15 protein-coding genes are annotated in these 15,694 nt (G+C 62.8%); 3 read left to right on the top strand and 12 right to left on the bottom strand.

Features of this window, described 5'->3' with window-relative positions; translation table 11 throughout:
• Positions 1–77 precede the first annotated feature (77 nt).
• The 10 genes from C7I55_RS07910 to C7I55_RS07955 form a co-directional block, all read right to left on the bottom strand.
• Entirely contained in the window at positions 78–419 is a 342-nt protein-coding gene (locus C7I55_RS07910; RefSeq protein WP_106512315.1) for a hypothetical protein, read from the bottom strand.
• Positions 419–2,215: a phage tail tape measure protein gene (locus tag C7I55_RS07915; protein ID WP_106512316.1), complete on the bottom strand. Its 1,797-nt coding sequence runs from the start codon at positions 2,213–2,215 to the stop codon at positions 419–421. Before C7I55_RS07915 ends, C7I55_RS07910 begins: the two co-directional genes overlap by 1 nt.
• Positions 2,216–2,268: 53 nt before the next feature.
• A complete protein-coding gene (locus C7I55_RS07920; protein ID WP_106512317.1) occupies positions 2,269–3,012 on the bottom strand; it encodes a hypothetical protein in 744 nt (247 codons plus the stop codon).
• A 153-nt stretch (positions 3,013–3,165) separates the two neighbouring features.
• A complete protein-coding gene (locus C7I55_RS07925) occupies positions 3,166–4,299 on the bottom strand; it encodes a phage major capsid protein (protein ID WP_106512318.1) in 1,134 nt (377 codons plus the stop codon).
• A gap of 1 nt (position 4,300) precedes the next feature.
• The gene (locus tag C7I55_RS07930; protein WP_106512319.1) at positions 4,301–4,939 is read right to left on the bottom strand and encodes an HK97 family phage prohead protease; all 639 of its coding nucleotides are present in this window, start codon (positions 4,937–4,939) and stop codon (positions 4,301–4,303) included.
• A 131-nt stretch (positions 4,940–5,070) separates the two neighbouring features.
• Positions 5,071–5,313: a hypothetical protein gene (locus C7I55_RS07935; protein WP_106512320.1), complete on the bottom strand. Its 243-nt coding sequence runs from the start codon at positions 5,311–5,313 to the stop codon at positions 5,071–5,073.
• 205 nt (positions 5,314–5,518) lie between these two features.
• On the bottom strand, positions 5,519–5,836 hold the full coding sequence (locus tag C7I55_RS07940) for a hypothetical protein (protein ID WP_106512321.1): 318 nt from the start codon (positions 5,834–5,836) through the stop codon (positions 5,519–5,521).
• A complete protein-coding gene (locus C7I55_RS07945) occupies positions 5,826–6,179 on the bottom strand; it encodes a P27 family phage terminase small subunit (RefSeq protein ID WP_199192757.1) in 354 nt (117 codons plus the stop codon). Before C7I55_RS07945 ends, C7I55_RS07940 begins: the two co-directional genes overlap by 11 nt.
• A gap of 124 nt (positions 6,180–6,303) precedes the next feature.
• Positions 6,304–6,609 carry an HNH endonuclease gene (locus tag C7I55_RS07950; protein ID WP_106512323.1) on the bottom strand — a complete coding sequence of 102 codons (306 nt, stop codon included), beginning with the start codon at positions 6,607–6,609 and terminating at the stop codon, positions 6,304–6,306.
• Positions 6,606–7,991 (bottom strand): AAA family ATPase, encoded by a 1,386-nt coding sequence (locus C7I55_RS07955; protein WP_106512324.1) that lies wholly within the window; start codon positions 7,989–7,991, stop codon positions 6,606–6,608. Before C7I55_RS07955 ends, C7I55_RS07950 begins: the two co-directional genes overlap by 4 nt.
• Before the next feature lie 682 nt (positions 7,992–8,673).
• On the opposite strand from C7I55_RS07955, the gene C7I55_RS07965 reads away from it, so the two are divergent.
• Positions 8,674–10,119: a tyrosine-type recombinase/integrase gene (locus tag C7I55_RS07965; RefSeq protein WP_106512326.1), complete on the top strand. Its 1,446-nt coding sequence runs from the start codon at positions 8,674–8,676 to the stop codon at positions 10,117–10,119.
• A 47-nt stretch (positions 10,120–10,166) separates the two neighbouring features.
• Here C7I55_RS07965 and C7I55_RS07970 read toward each other — a convergent pair whose 3' ends face one another.
• Positions 10,167–10,526, bottom strand: coding sequence for a response regulator (locus tag C7I55_RS07970; RefSeq protein ID WP_158266328.1), 360 nt, complete (start codon positions 10,524–10,526; stop codon positions 10,167–10,169).
• 627 nt (positions 10,527–11,153) lie between these two features.
• Between C7I55_RS07970 and C7I55_RS07980 the strand changes: the two genes are divergently transcribed.
• Complete coding sequence (locus tag C7I55_RS07980; protein WP_106512329.1) at positions 11,154–12,368, top strand: dimethylarginine dimethylaminohydrolase family protein; 1,215 nt, start codon at positions 11,154–11,156, stop codon at positions 12,366–12,368.
• Between the two features lie 203 nt (positions 12,369–12,571).
• On the opposite strand, the gene C7I55_RS07985 is transcribed toward C7I55_RS07980, so the two are convergent.
• Positions 12,572–12,937 (bottom strand): hypothetical protein, encoded by a 366-nt coding sequence (locus C7I55_RS07985; protein WP_106512330.1) that lies wholly within the window; start codon positions 12,935–12,937, stop codon positions 12,572–12,574.
• Positions 12,938–13,177: 240 nt separating this feature from the next.
• On the opposite strand from C7I55_RS07985, the gene C7I55_RS07990 reads away from it, so the two are divergent.
• On the top strand, positions 13,178–15,643 hold the full coding sequence (locus C7I55_RS07990) for an ATP-binding protein (protein ID WP_106512331.1): 2,466 nt from the start codon (positions 13,178–13,180) through the stop codon (positions 15,641–15,643).
• Positions 15,644–15,694: the final 51 nt, after the last annotated feature.

Consider the following 15,694-nt stretch of genomic DNA (forward strand, 5'->3'; position numbering starts at 1 on the left):
TGTGCAGAGTTGCGCGCTCAAGCGGGGGGGACGGTCTTCTTGCCATGGCGCCGCTTACCATCAGTAGCACGCATGGCCTAACGGTAGCTTTCCTCCTGCTGCTCAAATGTGGTCGACCTACCTCCGTCGACCACTCCGAAGATCGCCCGATTGCCTTGCTTGGCGTCATGTAGAGCTTGTGCATAACCAGCTAGGATCTCGTTGGGAGCAGTGTCGCCCTCGACGATTTTACCGCGGCACTCTCCGCTCGTGCGGGACGCAGCGTCCAGGAGAGAGGCTAACGTCTCGAAATCGGAGAGGCCGGCGCTGACGAGAGTTCCTGCAAAGATCGCCATCACAGCCTCATTGGCCACCATGAGTTCGTGAACTTGCCTGGTCAGATGGTCGTGCGCTTCCTGGGCGCTGATCGTTTCATTCATCACAGCCTCTGCCTTTGTTTTCTGTGGTTGGTAGTCTGGGAGAGTTCATACCCAATTGCCGCGCCGCGGAGGCTCGAGACGTCGCCGATCTGGTTCATCTGAGCTAGAAGGTCTTGCGTCATCACCGCGCCGCGGAGATCGAAGTTGACCATCCGGCCCGAGCCTCCGCCGTTGGGCGACACGCTGACCCGCTCGCCACGCGACACCCGTGCCACCGGGCTGCCGTTCACGCTAAGCAGATTGCGATCGATGCCGCCCCGGCCGGCGATGCTAAAGGCGCCGCCGTTTGCCATGCCGGTGACGTTTGCCATCGCCGGAACCTTCGAACCTCCGAAGCCGCCGAATTGCCCGACAGCCCCCGCAACGCCTTCGATCGCGCCTAGCCAGTCCCCGCGCTTGATCGAGCCGACGATACCCTGCAGCGAACTCGCGATGTTCTGAGCCATGCCCGCGAAGGCCTCGGCGGTCTTCTTCGTCGCTGTCTCGGCTTGCCCGACCATGTTGTCATCGAGCCGCGCCATGTGGTCGCCGATGCTCGTCACCATGTCAGGAATGTAGCTGTTCCGCACCACAACGTCGTCGAGCCACTTGAAGGCATTTGCGACGGTGCGGATCTTCGACATGACGCTTTCCCAGACCGCGTTGAGCTTGTCGAGGATCCAAGTCTTCACGGTCGTGTAGAGGCCGACGATGATCGGCTTGATCGTGTCCCAGTTCTTCCACGCCAGGTAGACTGCGCCCACAGCCACCGCGAGCGCTGTAATGACGGCGCCAACCGGGTTCAGGGCAAGCACCATCAGCGCTTTGCCCATTGAGAGGATCAACGGGATCAAGCTCGACACGATGGGGCCGAGTTTGAGGACAACCGGGAGTAGGGCGCTGAATGCCGTTACGACCGGGCTCAGTGCCAAGAGGACGGGTCCGAGAGCTGCAGCGATGGCGCCCGCGCCGACGATGAACGTCTGAGTTGCCGGCGATAGCTCGTTGAACTTGATCAGGATGCCGGTGAAAGCTGTGATCAGCGGTGTGAGCGCCGGCAAGAGCTTGGTGCCGATCGTGATCTGCAGCTCTTCCCAAGCGGCCTGAGAGGCCTTCACCTGGTTAGCCGTGCTGCCGGAGGTGCGGGCGACGTCGCCCTGAGCGTTTTTCGTCGCCTCGAGGATCAGCGCATAACGGGCCTGGATCTTCTCCTGCTCAGTCAGCGTGCCCCCGAGAGATCCGATACCAAGCTCGGCCGCCTTCGCATTCACCGCGGCCTCCGAGAGGAAGACGCCGAACTTGCGCAGCGGTTCGCTTTCGCCCGACAAGCCCGACTGCAGCGCAGCCAACGCATCTTCGCCGCTGGTGTTGTGGAAAGAGGCAAGGTCCTGCGCCAGCACTGTGAAGGTTTGCGACATTTTCGCCGCCTCGGCGCGGGTCTTGCCCATCTGGTTGAAGTAGAGGCCGAACGTCTTCGCCCCTTCCTGCATCTCGCGTGTCGAGCGGCCAAGGGCGTTGCCCGTCGCCTCCGCCCACTTGTTCATCTCGCCGGCCATCTCGCCGAACGTCTGATCAAAGGCGGATTGCAGCTCGGCAGCGTCACTGGCGGCCGTGACAGCGCCTTTCCCAAACGCGAGCAAAGGGGCTGAGACCGCTAGCGAGAGGCCAGCGCCCGCTTTGGCCAGGTTCGCGCCGACGCTGCTCAGCTTCTTCTGAAGCCCCGCCATCTGGCGCTGCGCTTCCGTGGCGCCATTCCGAAACGCAGCTGTCTCCAGGCTCAAGTTAACGGCAAGGGAGCCGATTAGCGAGGTGGCCATGTCATTCCTCAGTCTTGAGCGGCCTCAGCCGCAGGATAGGGCGGCGCGCCGGCTCAGCCCGTGTGCCGAATGCCGCGCGCTCCGATCTCGTCCCAAAGGAACCGCCAGACCCGGAAAGCCTCGTCGAGCGGCAAGGCGCGGTCGTAGAAGGCGGCGGCGGCGCACCGAAACGAACCGGGGTCGCCGAAGCCTCGAGCGCCGATCTGGTAAGGAAGAGAGGCGTAACCGGGTGTGCCACTGCTGTTCACCGCCCAGGGCGTGATCCCGTAGCGATCTTCCCGGTCGTACCGCACCAGCTGCCCTCCCTCGACGAGGGAGATATAGCTGTATTGGTCCTGAGAAGGGTTTGCGCTGCGTACGACACCCGGTCCCCCGGTGATTGCCGTGGTACCTGAGGACGAGACTGCCCAGTCGGATGAAGAGTCATTCCAGTAGACGCGCCGGTCTGCGCCACGATTGAGCCAGAACACGGTCTGGGGTCCCATTGTCCGTCCGAAAGCGTCGGGAAGGTCGCGGATTGGATCCGTGGCAATGATGATTGCAGTGTGGCCGTAGGCGGTCAGGTTGAACGGGGTCTGGAACCCGATCGTGTTGGTAAGCCGCGCGTAGTTCGGCCCGTAGGTCGGCGTTCCGATTACCTGCAACGGAGCTGCCGGATTCGCTCGGTTGGCGATGCTGGCCCCTTGGGTTCCGCCCATGAAGTACATGCCAAGACACGTCTCCTGATATGGAATGCGGACGTCGTGTCCGGTGTGCGAGGTAAACGTTGCGTCGGTAACGCGGGTGACGACGGACATATCAACTTTCCTCGATCTTCGGCGGCTTCAGCCGCATGATGGGGCGGCCATCGCGGCCAGTCGGGACGGCAAGAGGCTCGGGGGGGGGGGGAGAGTTGCCCCCTGCCGTCCCGTGAGGCGCGGCGCCTCGGGATGTAGGCGCCGGCTCAGTCATCAGCTGGAGAGGTCAGTGATCGCAGCGGCGAACGTGCCCTTGGTAAAGCCGGTCGGCTGCTTAACGGCGAGGCCAACGCGCTCCTCGGCGAGCAGAGTGACCATGTTGCGGCGGAAATTATCGCTGTCTTCTGTGCTGATCTCGACGCGGGCCGCCATGCGGTCATAGAGAGTTGCGGAGCCGCGAAAGTCTCCGACGAGGAAGGTGCCAGGCGCCATTGCCTGAGATGCCACGACAGGCAGCCCCCAGAGGCGCGGCTGCAGCGTTTCCTGGGGATTGCCGATGATGTAACCGCCGGCTGCGTCCTTGATCATTTGCATGCCCACCCAATCGGACGGGTGCATGACAATCCCTGTCGCCGGGATGTTGGCGAGTGCATTCTGGAGAATGGCCGCAGCGATGACGTCCAGCTTCGTTGGCGCGGCAACCACGAGGCTCCCGGCCGCGAAGCCCGTGGCGTTGGTGTAGATGCCGCTGAGATCGGTTCCGGTGCCGGCACCGTTCAGCAACTGGTTGTCTTCGACAATGCCGAGGCCAAACAGGAGCTCGTTGTCGATCGTGGCGCGAAGCTGCGGCGCATCGTCAAGGATCTGGCGCGATGCCAAGGTCCAGTGTGCTACGGTCCGGATAGGAACCGGCACCAGGTCGAAAGCATAATTGCTCTCCGGCTTCAGGGCGCCTTCGGCGACCGTAGCCGCGTTGTTGGTTCGGGTGGTCTGACGCGGATACTCGACAGAACCGGACGAAACCGGAATCACCGGAAGCAAGTCGCGGATCAGAAGTGGGCGCAACGGCATCGAGACCACGTTATCGCGCTGAGCGGGAGCGAGCGGCCCGCCGCTGGTCGTGCCGCTGGTGATCGCCTTAACGTCGATGCCGATGCGCCGTCCTGCCCCTGCGTTCTCCAAGAACGATTTCACCTCGGCAGCGTCAATAAACTGCTGCCCCGGTGTGACGGGGTCTCGGTGCTGACCGATGTCGGTGGGGATGCGGGCGAACTTCTGCTCGAGCTCGTTCATCACCGACTTGACAAAGCCGGCCTCCTCGAGCGCCTTCTTCACATTCTCATCGAGAGCGTTGATTTGCACCTCGACGGCGTCGGTGTGCCTCTGCAGCAGATCCTTGATTTCCATTTCAGTTCCTTCCGATGTTGGCGAGCCGAGCCGTTGCTTTCGTGAGGATCGCGGCCAGCTCGGCGTCGGCCTGCGTCTCGTCCTGATGTTCGTTGATTGCCTTCCATGCAGCGCCGGCCGCTGCCTTGGCGCGACGGCTTGAGAGCCCGCTCTCCTGCAGCAGCTCGGCAATGTCGCGCGGGCCGGTAATCGCTTTGACCGCGGTCACGCGGGTTGCGTCATTCATCGGGATGGCGACGAGGCTGCCTTCGAAGAGCTCAGCCTCCGACACGAGCCGAACGCCCTTAGCATCGTGCGTCGTCTTGGTCGGCTTCCAGCCGATCGAAAGACCGGTGAGCGCGCCATCCTTGGCTAGCGCGTGCGCTTCCTGGGCGTCACGGGTGGCGAGGGTCAGAGCGCCTTTGACGTAGAGCCCTTCAGAGCGCTCCTGCCATTCCTTCCAAGCGCCGATCGGCCGCTGCATATCGTGATGGAGCAGCATCGGCAGGGGCGCTGAGCGGCTGGCGAGCGTCTTGGTAAGGCAACCGGGAAGCAGCTTGTCGCCGCCGTGGTCGACGTTGCCAAAGCCAGCCAGCAGGCCCTCGATGGCGCCGCTGTCGCTCAGTTGCTTAATCTCAAATGGGGAACCCGCGTATTCCATGAACGCACCTCAGCTGTCGGGAGCAAGCCCGTTTTCCAGCCGATCGGCGCGTTAGACGCGGGGAAGATCGGTGCCGCGACGTGGCAGCCACGTGTTAGCGAGGTCGGGGCTAGCAGGTTGTGGGAGCAAGATCAAGTCTCTGGTGGTAGTTCTGCGGCGGCCAAGTGTGCAGCTTGCTTAGCCATTCCGAAGAACCATGCCGAAGCGGTCGCCTGGTTGTGTGTGGTGGCGATCAGCTCATTAGTGAGCGAGGCAATGCCGGCCATGATCTCCCGGTACTGGAAGCCCTCCGTGGCGAGCCGGGCGATGTGCTCTCTCAACTCGTGGTGAACCAGCAGCCCACGCTGCAGCTCGGCGTCCGTGATCTTCGTCATGCTTGTTCTCCTTGAGTTGTACGGTCGACGACATGCCAGCCGGTGCGGCGGCTCAGTGCCGCGGCGTAGGCGCGAGCCTCGGTCTCGGTTGAGTAGTCTTGCGGCGCAGTGCTCAGATCACGTCCGTCCCGCGGGAAGATCGCGACACGGTAGTCGCCAGTCTGCCGCGCTGTGATCGCGATCGATGTCCGTCGAGGCTTGCTTCTCATTGGGCCTCTCCGAACTCGCGGAGAGCCCAAGGCTGCGTGTCGGCATAGTACCGCTCAACGATCTCGCGTTCGTGCGCCGTGCGCGCTTCCCAGGCGGCCATAACCCGCGGCCCGTGGCGCTCCCAATCGGAGCGCATGGCGAGCATGACGGCCTGTTGGACCTCCGGGCTTTTCTCGTGCCACAAGCCGTCGCCGTGCGGACCCAGATAGCCCTCGCCGTTGAACAGGCACGATCCGGGCCCGTAGAACAGGTCCTCAAGCTCCTGATCACTGAGCGCTGCGCGCCCTTTCGATATCCTCCGCTTAATTGGCATGCTTCTCTCTCCGGTTGCTGGTGAGTGCAGGCGGCCTCGGCGCCTCGCTCGGTGCGCCCGCGTCGAGGTCCAGTTCGCGAACAAGGCGGGCGAAAGCGACGCGTGCGTCACGCTCCATCGCGACTGCAGGATGGGCGCGGATCGTCCCCCGCTCGTCCGTGAAGGTCAGGCCGCCATGGGCGGCGAGAGCATCTCGCGCCTGTCCCATGCGGTCCCAGGCTTCGCACGCTGCCTGGAGCAGTCGCAGGTGGTGCGGTTCGAGCGTGTAGTCGCGCATGACTGCGCACCACCATTCGACGGCGCTGGCGGACAGGTGGGTAGGCGGTTCAGGATGGTTGTTCATCGTTGGTCTCCTTGCTCGCGCGGAAGTAACCGGGGCGCCGCGCATGTGGTTTGAGGGACCCGCCGGTCAGGAAGGCACTCGATCCTGAAGGCGCGACGCCCCCCCCGGCAGTGTGTGTTGCCGCTCATTCCGGCCACCCTGACGGACCGATGCGCGGCTTTGGCTTGAGTGGCTTGCCGCGGTCGTGCGCGTCCTTCTCATCGGCGCACTCACGGCAGATCCATTGATAGTTCGACCGATCGCCTGTGCCGCCTTTGGCCAGGCTGACGATGTGGTCAGCGATGCAGCCGACGCGGACAACGGGAGGTGTCTTGCGCTGGCATAGCTCGCACAGGATCACCTCACGCTTCAGCTGCTCACGGATGCGCTGGTGCTGTGTGCCATAGCCTCGCTGACTGGTGGTCTTGCCGCCATGATCCCACCGGCTCACTGGTCGTGCTCCGGCTCGTCATCCCAGATCACCTCATCAGGCGCGGCGGCCTCAGTGGCCGCGCCGAATATACCTTTAGGTATAAGGTGTATGTTGCGGGCGGTTTGGGCGGGTAGATTGGGGCGGTTTGGGGCGAGTGTTTGGGCACCGTTTGGGGCACCGTTTGGGGCACCATTTTGCACCTCGACCAAGCCGTGATTATCGCGCCGCTTGTTCTCGTCTCGACACACGAAAGCACGCTCGATCCGGCCTAACCGGAACAGCCGATCCATCGCGGCTTCCAGCCTCGCTTTGCCGATGTTCTTGCTTTCGGCCATCTTCGCGAATTGCGTTGGGGCGTAGTTAGGCGAAGGCATCTCGGAGACTGGACGGCGCTGCTTATTGCGCTCGGCGAGGCACGCCAAGAAAATGGCGTTATCGCTGCTTGCGCGGGCATTCTCGGCGATCGCGGCCTGCTGATCCTCCGGCAGGTCTCCATCTTGCACGAATGCCCATTGGTGCCAGCGGAAGGCGATGGTCTCGCCGTTCCTGGCATAGTTGGCCTTCTGCCGGCTGAGAACGCGCAGGTCGGGATCGGCCGCGTGGCCATTCTCGTCCTTGGGTGTCTCGAGGAAGATGCGCGATCGAACCTGGTTCTCCCAGGCGGTCGAGCCAGAGAAGGAGTCACCGGCCTTATTCGGATGGCCTAGCAGCAGCACGGCCCCGTTTGCCCGCATGGCAAGGCGGTTCATCAGTGACATGAAGGCTGCCACCTCCACGCGGATATTCTCATTGCCGGCGAATAGGTGCGCCACATTGTCGAGCGCGATGAATGCGGCGCCGTGCGCAATTGCCACACGCTCCAAAGCCCTGAACCGCGGCGTCGGGCGGATCAGCGGCGAGACGGTTCCGGTCTCATCCCGTTGCGGCTGCTCGAACGTAGCGAGCTCGGCGCCGATTTGCCCAGCCAAAGAAACAAGGTTCAGCTTGCCGGAGAGCGCGCTCAGAGGGGCGGCTAAGTGCGCGCAGATCGCCTTCTGCCGGCGGTGCAGCTCGTCCTGGTCGTCCTCGCAGCTGAGATACAGTGTCGGCTTCTGCTCGGTCGGAATGCCCATGAACGGCAGGCCGAGCGCGATACAGGTGCAAAGCTGCTGCGCGAGCAGAGACTTGCCCGCAGATCCCGGACCCGTGAGATAGGTCGCCTGGTTGTGCGGTATCCAGCCATCGAGCAGCCAGCGCCGATCGGGTGTTTCCTGATCCTGCCATGCGCCCGGATCCAGCAGCGGCATTTGCTTCAGATCGGCAGGGTCGACGTGAGGCGCGGCGTTGTCGATGGCCGCTCTCCAAGTGTGTTCACTGGCTAGGCGCTCGTAGGAGCGGAAAGCGATGGGATCATTATCCATGCGCGCCCTCCGTTCGCTCGAACATCTGCGCGACCATGAGAAGGCGAACGAGGCCGTCTGCCGTGTCTTTCAATTCGTCGCAGCTAGCAGGGGCGAAAGCGCGTTCGCCAGCGACGGTCACAATCAGGCGATAAAGCCCCTGTGCTCGGGTCGAAGTCGCCGAAGCGCTAAGCCCCGTAGCGTAGGTTTGAGCTTTCAGGAGGCGCTGCCGCAGCTTCCTCTCGTCCTCGTTCGCCCATGGCAAGAAGGTCTGGATCGGGTCCTGCGCGGGATTTGGTGCTGAGCTCATGCGCCTGCACCGTAGGCGGCTTCATCAGCTTGCTTTACCGCCGTCAGGCCATCATCGCCGCGCCACCAATGGCGCAGAATGATCGGCGGGATCTCTTCCGCACTTCGCCCGTAAGTTATTGATATTTGCCTGTGGGTAGTTTGCTCATTCCGCAGCGAGAGCGGCAGGGAAGCTGGCGCTAGGTCGGTTTTTGGTACCGGCATTCGCAGGTTCGAATCCTGCCGCCCCAGCCAACCGAATCCTCATGATTCGGCCTTAGAACAATTACTTGCACACAAATCTCTAGACACGCCAGCTAGACCCGGTTCGCCTGAATTGGCCCGGATTCGACGCCTATTGTGTACCGATTTGTGTACCGCTTTTTGTTCTGCCGAAGGACCGATTGGAGTCGGTATGACAGGCAGTCTCGCGCGCATAAGCACCTCGAACGACAACATAATCGAGCTGGACAGGGTTCGACCCGGTTCGGCTGAGCGGGGCTCTGGTAACCGCGATTTGTGTCCCGATTTGTGTACCGATTTTTCGACAAGTGCGGCTCCTCGGAAGGTCAAAAAGCCAAAGAAAAAGGAGCTGAACCCGGCACTTATCGACGATCTGAGGCGTGGAAAACTGGACGACTCAAAAACCGGTGCCTTGTCGATCGAGGTGCTTCCGAGCGGCAAGAAGAGGTGGCTCTACCGTCGGCGGATCGCCGGCCGCGGAGAGGTGGTGAAGCTGAGCCTCGGCCTTTATCCGGCCTACTCGATCGCCGACGCGCGGGAGTGGGCGAACGCGCTCAACCTGCAGATGGACACGGGCATAGATCCGCGAGAGGCGGCTCGGCAGGAGCTTCGCCTTGCTACGATGACCGTCGATCGGGCGCATGACCTCTACATGGAGGCCGTGCGCGAAGGCCGTTCCTCGCGGGCCAAGCGCATCAACAAGCCACGGACCGTCTCAGACAAGCTGGACATCTACCGGCGCGACATCGCACCTAAGCTCGGCCGGAAGATCATCTACGACGTCACGGAGACGGATCTCATCAAGCTGGTTGAAGCGAAGGGAAAGAAAGCGCGGGTGCGGGCGAACCGGCTAGCCGCGGAGCTCAAGGTCTTCTTCGGCTGGACTGCGTCGCTGCGGGGGCTCGAAGTCGGGCTGGAGGTCGATCCCTCCCGGCGTCTCGGCGACCTCCGCTTCCCGGAGGCGCCACGAACTCGGCGGCTAGCTCTTCAGGAGATTGCTTGGTTCCTCGAGGCCTTGGTCGAGGAAGAGCGCGACTATCAACGCGGCATGCTGCTTTGGCTTTTGACGGCCGCGCGCCTTGCCGAGGTGTGCGAGGCGCGCTCGAAGGAAGTCTGCGATGGGATCTGGACCATACCCGCCTCCCGGACCAAGAATTCAGTGGAGCATCGCATCGCCCTCGGCCCATGGGGCTGGTTGCTGATGCAGAACGGCGGTGACTGGGTCTTCCCTGCTCCGAAGCTCGACGGACCGAGGTCTCGCAATTGCTGGTACGTGGCCCGCAATCGTGTACGAAAAAGGATGGAGCAGCTCGCGGGACAGCCGATCGAGCGCTTTACGCCGCACGATTTCAGACGAACCTGCCGCTCCAACACGAAGCGGCTAAGGCTCGATTTCGAAACGGCCGAGGCGATGCTGAACCATGTGAAAAAGGGGCTTGAACGGACCTATGACACGTATGAGCTGGAGGAGGAAAAGCAGGCTTGGTTCCTGACGTGGGAAACGGAAATTGTCCGGATCGCCCGCGGGGCGGGAGTGGCGGAAGCACTGGGGGTTCCCCCAAACGTTCTTCCCCGGGTGACTAAGTCCGTACCGGAACTAGGCGTACGGCTCGGGTAGGAGCCTCAGGAGACCGGTCGCGAGCTCTGCGTTGCGAAAGACCCTGCTTAGGCGAAGCGGGTCGGCGCGATCCCGTTCATTTCCGCACGGCCGGACACGAAGAGGATCGACACCGCCGGGTTGATCAGACGCGCCTCGCGCGCCAGTTCCGCGCTCGTCATTCCAGGCATCAGATAGTCGGTTGAGAGGAGGTCGGGGTTCATTTCGTCCTTGATCGGGTTAAGGGCTTCATCTGCTGAATGCGCTTCCGCGACGTGGAGGCCGAGGTCGATGCGCATGTCGGCGGTATTCATCCGGACGAACTCTTCGTTGTCGACGAGGAACGCCATCCTCCCGTCAGACCGGCTCCACCGGGCGGCGGCGATCTCGTCCTCGTCGCTTTCAACCTGACCGGCACTGACGGGCACTGGCCGGCGGCCACAGCTCGATTTCGGTCAAACGCCCGCGAACAGCTTAAGCCAAAAGCTGCCGATTGCCGGATTGCGCCCGACGGCCGCGAACCCGTCTTCCGAAGAGCCGGTGGCGGCGCCAATGCCCTCGAGATTGTCGACGCTGCGTGGCCATGGGCGCGTGCTGCTGGCCGGCCCTGCGACGATAATCTCCGGCCTTGGCCCCCTGAAGGAGAGCGGATCGCCTTCGCCGCGTAAACAGACGGCGATCGCGAGATCTGGACGTTCCCGTCGAGGGGTAGGGGGGCTGATGCGACTGACCGCCTCGCCCGCCAACGACGCCTACATCAGCTGGTCATCAGACGGCAGGTGGATCACCCTCGCAAGCGCCCGAGGAGGATTCTCGGACGAGGCGTTGCTCCATCCCGCCAATCCTTGGCCTTACGGCGACATTTACGTCATGGGCGTCGGCGGTAGCGGCGCCCATGCCGGACCGACGATCCGTTCGAGAAGGGACCGCCAGCCTGGCGCCTGCTCGCGCCAGCGACCCAGCTTGTTTTGTTCCTGCTTATCGGGCAGCCGCCACGACGCAGTCGGAGGAGCGACAGAAGTAAGTGAAAGGGCAAGGCGCTGAGCAGCGCCGACATGCTGATAACGCCGATCGTCACCAGCCCCGCACGGGTGAGGCGCTTCCCCCCGCTCTCGGCCTTGATCGTCGGCTTGCGTTCGAGCCGGCCTCAGATCATCCGGCAGCGAGAACAGCGCGACGGCGACACCTTCCACGCATCTCAGGGCTCCGGCGGCATCCATCCACTCCCTCCCAGTATTCTGAACCACCAAGGCTCGGCTGGAACGGTGTGCAGGGCTGCTACGTTCTCGGAGTTCGCGGCTGCCAGCCGTTCACGTTCCGTCTCGAGGTACCCTTTGGCTTCACGAATGCGTCACGCGACCCTGCCTTCCGCAGGTCGGCTTTTTCCTGCGCCGGGCGGATATTATTACGTCGACAGCGAGTGGGGCACGCTCAAGGAGGTCCTTCTCGCCTCGCCGGAGCATCTCAGTCTCGTGCCCTGCAATGCCGTGAGCATCGAGGCTGTGCGAAGAGGCCTGGCGTCGTGCTCGACGCGCTCGGCAGAGCAGCATCGGGCGATGGCGGCGGCGCTCACGAAGGCAGGCGTCGATGTCCATCTCGCACCAGCGATGCCTGGCATGCCCGACCTGGCCTTCACCCGAGATACCAGCCTCATGACGCCCTGGGGTCTCGTCGGGCTTAGACCCGGTGCGTTGCACCGACGTAGCGAGGTCGACGTGGTGCTTCGCGCAGCAGCGAGGTCCGGAGTTCCTACTGCCGGCCGGGTGGAAAGCGGACAGGTGGAGGGCGGCGACATTTGCCTGCTGAGGCCAGGTGTCGTGGTGATCGGCGTCTCCGGGGTGCGGACCGACGCGGCCGGGGCCGAGGCGTTGGGAGCGATGTTCAAGATCCGCGGATGGACAGTAATCACGACCGAGATCGATGCGCGTCTCCTGCATCTGGACACGCACTTTTGCATGCTCGACCAGAATTTGGCGCTCGGCTGCACCGAGAGACTGGATCCTGCGTTCCTTGCGGAGGTCGCCGGCCTTGGCGTCAAGGTCATTCCGGTTCACCTCGATGAGGTCTCCGCCCTTGGCTGCAACGTGCTCGCGCTCGGCCAACGACGCATCATTTCCCCTGGAACCGCGCCGCGCATCGATGAGGCGGTACGGCGCCTCGGTTTCGAGGTGATCACCGTGGCTTTGGACGAGTTCACCCGGTGTGGTGGAGGAGTTCATTGTCTGACGATGCCGCTCAGGCGCGAAGCCGGTTCGTTTGGCAGGACCTGAGCGGAAAGCGACAAGGCTCCCGTCGAAATGGATGACCGGTCTTGTCGCGACCGGACGCTGGTGTCCCATGCCGTAAATAGCTCAACTGCTCGTGACCTGCCAATCTTAGTGGCCCGGCCGAGCCTAGCTGACGCTGCCGCTTCAGCGAGATGTGATTGCGTTTGATGACATAACCGGCTTGCGCAAGGATGCCGTGATGTTCGTCATCCGGAGGGTTCGGTTCCCAAGACCACCCAGGCGCGCCCCTCGGCTGCCGAAGCCACGATCCGGGCGTAGGGTTGAGTGAACAGGCGACGAATCTGCATGCGGGCAAGCGAGCTTCCCGTCACGATTGCGAGCGCCTGCGCTTTGGGCATCAGCGCCATATGCTCTCCCATGCGCTTGATCATGTCCTGCGGCTGGATGGGGCAGGCGGAGACGTCGATGATCATCGAGTAGTCGCGCAACTCGTGCGCGACAAAATCTTGCTTCAGGTCTGCTATATAATCATCGACCTCTTCGACGGACATCAATCCACCGAGGGTCACCTCGATAATCGCCTCGGCCCGATCAACGAATATGGTGTACATGCTTCCCTCCGGGGGAAGCATATATCCGAAGACGTTCAAGAAAGGTTGACGCCGTCTGCCGGTGACCTGCCGTCACCTCTATTCCCCTTCCGGTATCAGGCTCGCCCATGCACGCATTGGCGCTCGCAGCGCTACCGACGGAGCCAGGTTCGCGACAGGGCGCTCAGCTTGCCGTCAGCGTAGGTCACCTTCTTTTAACGCCTTCCTCGTAGGAGTGCGCAGAGTTGTTGGAGGAAAAGCATGACGCCGTTGGTGGGTCGCGCAACGACCAAGCTGATCATGGTTGCGTTCATGCTCACCGCCGGGCCTTCGCTCGCGCAGGAGGGTCGGCTCCAAACCGCCTCATCCTCATCTTATGACAAGCAGCTCGAAGCCGCCAAACAGGCCATGATGGCGGACCCGGAGCGAGCTTTGAACCTCGCGCGCCGTGCGTTGCCCCTTCTCAGTCGTGTGCCGGAAGGGCAGGAGCGACGTGTGGCCGAAGCGCGCGCTCAATGGCTCGAAGGCGAGGCTCTCGGCCGGATGGGCCGTTCGGATGAGGCTGCAAGCGTTCTGGACAAAGGCTTGGCAACGGTTCGAGCTCTTGCACCGTCAGCCAAGCTGCACGGCGACCTCCTGATGTCGCGAGCCGCGACCTCCGCTGACGTCGGCCAGGTGCGTCCCGCTCTCGAAGGATACCAAGCTGCGTTCCGGATCTTCCAGCGCCTGGGGGACGATCGTAGCCAGGCCATGGCGCTCCAGAATATCGGCGCGCTCTACAGCAATGCAGGCGACAACGAGCGGGTTCTCAAATATTATGATCAATCCGCAGACATCTACCAGGGCGACCCAGCGGTGGTTCTCGCAGCCCACAACAATATCGGCACCGCTTACCGGGACATGGGCAGGCTGCCTGAGGCGGAGCAGGAGTTCCGCCGCGCACTGGCTCTCAGCCGCAAGATGGAAAGCCCGTTGCTGGAAGCGCGCGTACTCACCAACATAGCAGCCACGCAGCTTCTCGCAGGGCGGTTGCGCTCGGCGGATTCGACCGCCGATGCAGGCATACGCGTGGCGGCGCACGGAGCTGCCGCGGAATGGGCACCCTTTCTATGGGGCGTGAAGGCGCAGATCGCGGAGAAGCACGGGGATCGCGGAGCGGCGGCCCAATATCTGGAGCGTACCTTCGAAGGTGCCAATCTCGAAGAGACGAACCCCTTTTTCCGCGACTTTCACGACACTGCCCAGCGTGTCTACGCGGCCCTCGGAAACCAGCAAGCAGCCCTCGCGCACTTGCGAGCATTGAAGCGCATCGACGATGAGACCCGGGAAATCCGGACCTCCACGAACGCAGCTCTGATGGCCGCTCAGTTCGACTTTTCGAACCAGGAACTGAAGATCAGTCGTCTCAAGACCGGACAGCTCGAACGGGATATCGCCCTCGCCAAGTCCAGGGGGCGTGTTCAGGTCATCCTCCTTGCCAGCATTGCGCTTGCGCTTGCGCTTGTGATCGCGGCGTATCTCTCCATTCGTCGTAGCCGGAACAAGGTGCGCGCCGCGAACGCGGACCTCAGCCAGTCGAACCTTGCCCTCGAGAAGGCTCTGCGCGCCAAGTCTGAGTTCCTGGCGACGACCAGCCATGAGATCCGGACCCCTCTGAACGGCATATTGGGGATGACGCAGGTTCTCCTCGCCGACCGAACGATCATTGGCGAAACCAAGGGGCGGGTCGAGGTCGTGCACAGCGCCGGCGAGATGATGAAGGCCGTGGTCGACGACATTCTCGACATGGCCAAGATCGAGTCCGGCCGGATCGAGATCGTTGCGGAGACAGTGTTTCTTCGAAAGCTCGTCAGCGACGTGAGTCGGATATGGACGGACCAGGCGCAGGAAAAGGGCCTGACGGTCGCCTTGGATCTTCAGCGCGCACCCGAGGTCATCATCGAGGATGGCCGCCGCCTCAAGCAGGTCGTCTTCAACCTGATCTCGAATGCCGTGAAGTTCACGGACGCCGGAACCATCAGCATCGAGGCTGCCGCGGACGAAGTCGAAGGCGTTCTGAAGATCGTCGTGCGCGACAGCGGGATAGGCATTCCCGAACATCAGCTGGAAGCGGTGTTTGAAGCTTTCCATCAGGTGGACGGACGAACGACACGGAAATTTTCGGGTACGGGGCTCGGCTTGGCGATCTCAAAGAACCTCGTCGAAGCCATGGGCGGTACCATCACCGTGCAGTCCGAACTGGGCATCGGAACCACCTTCAGTGTCCACCTGCCGCTTCGCCTGCCGGTGACTGCAGACGTTCCCGATACGAACGCTGGAACGGGGGACCTCACCCTCGATCGCTGCGCCGTTCTCATCCTCGAGCCAAATATGCTGCTTCAGAGCATCACCGCGGCCGCTCTGGACAGTGCCGTTGCCGAGTTGGTGTTCGCCGATGACGCGAACGCTGCGATCGAGCTCCTCGGCCGACGTGGTTTCGACATCATTGTCCTGGACGCAGCCGCACTCGGAGACGTCCCAACGGAGGACGCAAAGCGGCTCTGTCCCGCCGCCAAGATTGTGCTCATGGGCGCCGACGCGGCCATGTCGCCGGGAGCGAACACCATTGCCGGGGTGGATGCGATCGCCATCAAGGCTTTTCCGCCCATCAACCTGGCGCAGATCCTGGAAGACGTCGTCGGCGGCGACGTGGTTGCCAAGGTAAAGACCGTGAAAGCCGCCGCCTGATCGAACTCTTCGTTAACCCTGATCGTCTATGCAGGGCCAGAACCAGGAGCC

The sequence above is a fragment of the Allosphingosinicella deserti genome (assembly GCF_003012735.1).
GTDB classification, from domain to species: domain Bacteria; phylum Pseudomonadota; class Alphaproteobacteria; order Sphingomonadales; family Sphingomonadaceae; genus Allosphingosinicella; species Allosphingosinicella deserti.

What these genes read in the sequence shown, in the direction of transcription:
- C7I55_RS07945 (WP_199192757.1), bottom strand. Translation starts at nt 6,179, where the DNA reads ATGAACAACCATCCTGAACCGCCTACCCACCTGTCCGCCAGCGCCGTC.
- C7I55_RS07925 (WP_106512318.1), bottom strand. Translation starts at nt 4,299, where the DNA reads ATGGAAATCAAGGATCTGCTGCAGAGGCACACCGACGCCGTCGAGGTG.
- C7I55_RS07920 (WP_106512317.1), bottom strand. Translation starts at nt 3,012, where the DNA reads ATGTCCGTCGTCACCCGCGTTACCGACGCAACGTTTACCTCGCACACC.
- C7I55_RS07990 (WP_106512331.1), top strand. Translation starts at nt 13,178, where the DNA reads ATGACGCCGTTGGTGGGTCGCGCAACGACCAAGCTGATCATGGTTGCG.
- C7I55_RS07930 (WP_106512319.1), bottom strand. Translation starts at nt 4,939, where the DNA reads ATGGAATACGCGGGTTCCCCATTTGAGATTAAGCAACTGAGCGACAGC.
- C7I55_RS07940 (WP_106512321.1), bottom strand. Translation starts at nt 5,836, where the DNA reads ATGCCAATTAAGCGGAGGATATCGAAAGGGCGCGCAGCGCTCAGTGAT.
- C7I55_RS07980 (WP_106512329.1), top strand. Translation starts at nt 11,154, where the DNA reads ATGCTGATAACGCCGATCGTCACCAGCCCCGCACGGGTGAGGCGCTTC.
- C7I55_RS07985 (WP_106512330.1), bottom strand. Translation starts at nt 12,937, where the DNA reads ATGTACACCATATTCGTTGATCGGGCCGAGGCGATTATCGAGGTGACC.
- C7I55_RS07965 (WP_106512326.1), top strand. Translation starts at nt 8,674, where the DNA reads ATGACAGGCAGTCTCGCGCGCATAAGCACCTCGAACGACAACATAATC.
- C7I55_RS07910 (WP_106512315.1), bottom strand. Translation starts at nt 419, where the DNA reads ATGAATGAAACGATCAGCGCCCAGGAAGCGCACGACCATCTGACCAGG.
- C7I55_RS07955 (WP_106512324.1), bottom strand. Translation starts at nt 7,991, where the DNA reads ATGGATAATGATCCCATCGCTTTCCGCTCCTACGAGCGCCTAGCCAGT.
- C7I55_RS07935 (WP_106512320.1), bottom strand. Translation starts at nt 5,313, where the DNA reads ATGACGAAGATCACGGACGCCGAGCTGCAGCGTGGGCTGCTGGTTCAC.
- C7I55_RS07915 (WP_106512316.1), bottom strand. Translation starts at nt 2,215, where the DNA reads ATGGCCACCTCGCTAATCGGCTCCCTTGCCGTTAACTTGAGCCTGGAG.